Source organism: Marivita cryptomonadis (assembly GCF_002115725.1).
Classification (GTDB): domain Bacteria; phylum Pseudomonadota; class Alphaproteobacteria; order Rhodobacterales; family Rhodobacteraceae; genus Marivita; species Marivita cryptomonadis.
This window is the reverse complement of sequence record NZ_JFKD01000101.1, coordinates 1-814: the sequence shown is the minus strand read 5'-3', so window position 1 is coordinate 814 and position 814 is coordinate 1. Positions and strand designations below refer to the sequence as shown.

The 814-nt window shown below is 60.7% G+C and carries 1 protein-coding gene; it reads left to right on the top strand.

Going from position 1 to position 814, the window contains the following annotated elements; translation table 11 throughout:
* Window positions 1-193: 193 nt before the first annotated feature.
* Window positions 194-814 (top strand): NAD(P)/FAD-dependent oxidoreductase (locus tag MCRY_RS22490; protein WP_139834178.1); only part of this gene is annotated, 621 nt, incomplete at its 3' end.

Below are 814 nucleotides of genomic sequence, written 5' to 3'. Positions count from 1 at the left end.
CACTGGTCTATTTTATAAGCAGGGATCAATTTGTAATCGGGCGTGACATTGGTTTAAGCAGACGGGTTTAGCCTCAGTCTTAACCATAGGCCACGCCAAACGATCAGGTACGCCAAAACTTATACCAAAAAACAATATTGTACAGCTATTGGTGTCGGCGTAGTCTGTACCCAACGGTAAAACGAGGCCTCCCATGACTGTCCCCATCGCGATCATCGGTACCGGCATCGCCGGTCTCTCCGCCGCCCGAGCGTTACGAGACGCCGGGCACGTTGTACAACTCTTCGATAAAAGCCGCGGCAGTGGTGGCCGCATGTCCAGCCAGCGCAGCGATGCCGGCGCGTTGGATATGGGCGCACAGTATTTCACCGCCCGCGACCGACGCTTCGTCAACGAAGTGCAGCGCTGGCAAAGCAACGGCTGGGCCGAGCAGTGGACACCGCAGTTGTATAACTTCAAATCCGGCCAGCTCACGCCCTCCCCCGATGAACAGACCCGCTGGGTCGGCACACCGCGCATGAGCGCCATCACCCGCGCGCTGCTCGACGACCTGCCGGTGGAGTTCGGTTGCCGGATCACCGAGGTATTCCAAGGCAAGCACCACTGGAACCTGCTGGATGCCGACGGCGGCAATCATGGGCCGTTCAGCCACGTGATCATCGCCACGCCCGCCCCCCAAGCCACCGCCCTGCTGGCCGCCGCGCCCAAGCTGGCGGGTGTCGCTGCCAGCGTAAAAATGGACCCGACCTGGGCCATCGCCCTGGCCTTCGACAAACCCCTGGATACGCCGATGGAAGGCTGCTTCGTGCAGGAC